This is a genomic window from Delftia sp. DS1230 (genome assembly GCF_040112715.1).
GTDB lineage: Bacteria > Pseudomonadota > Gammaproteobacteria > Burkholderiales > Burkholderiaceae_C > Comamonas > Comamonas tsuruhatensis.
Genome location: NZ_CP157763.1, coordinates 6,197,501 through 6,200,000, shown reverse-complemented (window position 1 = coordinate 6,200,000; position 2,500 = coordinate 6,197,501). Strand labels below are relative to the sequence as shown.

At 51.4% G+C, this 2,500-nt stretch carries 2 rRNA genes (1 of these 2 only partly in view); both read left to right on the top strand.

From position 1 onward, the window contains the following. Positions 1-2,245: ribosomal RNA gene (locus tag AAN986_RS27955) — 23S ribosomal RNA — on the top strand; it begins 631 nt to the left of the window's first position. Between the two features lie 126 nt (positions 2,246-2,371). Continuing rightward, positions 2,372-2,484: ribosomal RNA gene (gene rrf, locus AAN986_RS27950) — 5S ribosomal RNA — on the top strand. Positions 2,485-2,500: the final 16 nt, after the last annotated feature.

Sequence of the window (2,500 nt, the reverse complement as noted above, 5' to 3'; positions counted from 1 at the left end):
CGAATAGGGCGTCCAGTCGCTGGGTGTAGACCCGAAACCAAGTGATCTATCCATGGCCAGGATGAAGGTGCCGTAACAGGTACTGGAGGTCCGAACCGACTAGTGTTGCAAAACTAGCGGATGAGCTGTGGATAGGGGTGAAAGGCTAAACAAACTTGGAAATAGCTGGTTCTCTCCGAAAACTATTTAGGTAGTGCCTCAAGTATTACCTGCGGGGGTAGAGCACTGTTTAGGCTAGGGGGTCATGGCGACTTACCAAACCTATGCAAACTCCGAATACCGCAGAGTACAGCTTGGGAGACAGAGCACCGGGTGCTAACGTCCGGACTCAAGAGGGAAACAACCCAGACCGCCAGCTAAGGTCCCTAAAATTGGCTAAGTGGGAAACGAAGTGGGAAGGCTAAAACAGTCAGGATGTTGGCTTAGAAGCAGCCATCATTTAAAGAAAGCGTAATAGCTCACTGATCGAGTCGTCCTGCGCGGAAGATGTAACGGGGCTAAGCCAGTTACCGAAGCTGCGGATTTGCAATTTATTGCAAGTGGTAGGAGAGCGTTCTGTAAGCCTGTGAAGGTGCCTGGTAACGGGTGCTGGAGGTATCAGAAGTGCGAATGCTGACATGAGTAGCGTTAAAGGGGGTGAAAAGCCCCCTCGCCGTAAGCGCAAGGTTTCCTACGCAACGTTCATCGGCGTAGGGTGAGTCGGCCCCTAAGGCGAGGCAGAGATGCGTAGCTGATGGGAAACAGGTCAATATTCCTGTACCGATGTGTAGTGCGATGTGGGGACGGAGAAGGTTAGCTCAGCCAACTGTTGGATATGTTGGTTCAAGCCTGTAGTCGTGCCTGGTAGGCAAATCCGCCGGGCTTAGATGAGGGGTGATAACGAGTCTGCTTGCAGACGAAGTGAGTGATACCCTGCTTCCAGGAAAAGCCACTAAGCTTCAGCTACACACGACCGTACCGCAAACCGACACTGGTGCGCGAGATGAGTATTCTAAGGCGCTTGAGAGAACTCTGGAGAAGGAACTCGGCAAATTGATACCGTAACTTCGGGAGAAGGTATGCCGCAAGTAGGTGAACTTGAACAAAGGGAGCCCAAAGCGGTTGCAAAAAATCGGTGGCTGCGACTGTTTAATAAAAACACAGCACTCTGCAAACACGAAAGTGGACGTATAGGGTGTGACGCCTGCCCGGTGCTGGAAGATTAAATGATGGGGTGCAAGCTCTTGATTGAAGTCCCAGTAAACGGCGGCCGTAACTATAACGGTCCTAAGGTAGCGAAATTCCTTGTCGGGTAAGTTCCGACCTGCACGAATGGCGTAACGATGGCCACACTGTCTCCTCCAGAGACTCAGCGAAGTTGAAATGTTTGTGATGATGCAATCTCCCCGCGGAAAGACGGAAAGACCCCATGAACCTTTACTGTAGCTTTGTATTGGATTTTGAACGGATCTGTGTAGGATAGGTGGGAGGCTTTGAAGTGAGGACGCTAGTTCTCATGGAGCCGACGTTGAAATACCACCCTGGTGCGTTTGAGGTTCTAACCCAGGTCCCTTATCGGGATCGGGGACAGTGCATGGTAGGCAGTTTGACTGGGGCGGTCTCCTCCCAAAGCGTAACGGAGGAGTTCGAAGGTACGCTAGTTACGGTCGGACATCGTGACGATAGTGCAATGGCATAAGCGTGCTTAACTGCGAGACTGACAAGTCGAGCAGATGCGAAAGCAGGACATAGTGATCCGGTGGTTCTGTATGGAAGGGCCATCGCTCAACGGATAAAAGGTACTCTGGGGATAACAGGCTGATACCGCCCAAGAGTTCATATCGACGGCGGTGTTTGGCACCTCGATGTCGGCTCATCTCATCCTGGGGCTGTAGTCGGTCCCAAGGGTATGGCTGTTCGCCATTTAAAGAGGTACGTGAGCTGGGTTTAAAACGTCGTGAGACAGTTTGGTCCCTATCTTCCGTGGGCGCTGCAGATTTGAGGAAGCCTGCTCCTAGTACGAGAGGACCGGAGTGGACACACCTCTGGTGTATCGGTTGTCACGCCAGTGGCATTGCCGAGTAGCTAAGTGTGGAAGAGATAACCGCTGAAAGCATCTAAGCGGGAAACTCGTTTCAAGATGAGATCTGCCGGGGCCTTGAGCCCCCTGAAGAGTCGTTCAAGACCAGGACGTTGATAGGCTGGGTGTGGAAGCGCAGTAATGCGTTAAGCTAACCAGTACTAATTGCTCGTGAGGCTTGACCCTATAACTTTGATGACGTTGATCATCAAGGTGGTTATGCCAAGTAAGGCGCAGTCAAAATACAAAGCTGATTACAGACTCTATGAATTCGTTGTGTTGCTCACAAGAGCAGCATGACAACAAGTTATGCCTGATGACCATAGCAAGTTGGTACCACTCCTTCCCATCCCGAACAGGACAGTGAAACGACTTTGCGCCGATGATAGTGCGGGTTCCCGTGTGAAAGTAGGTCATCGTCAGGCTCTTACAGCCAAAACG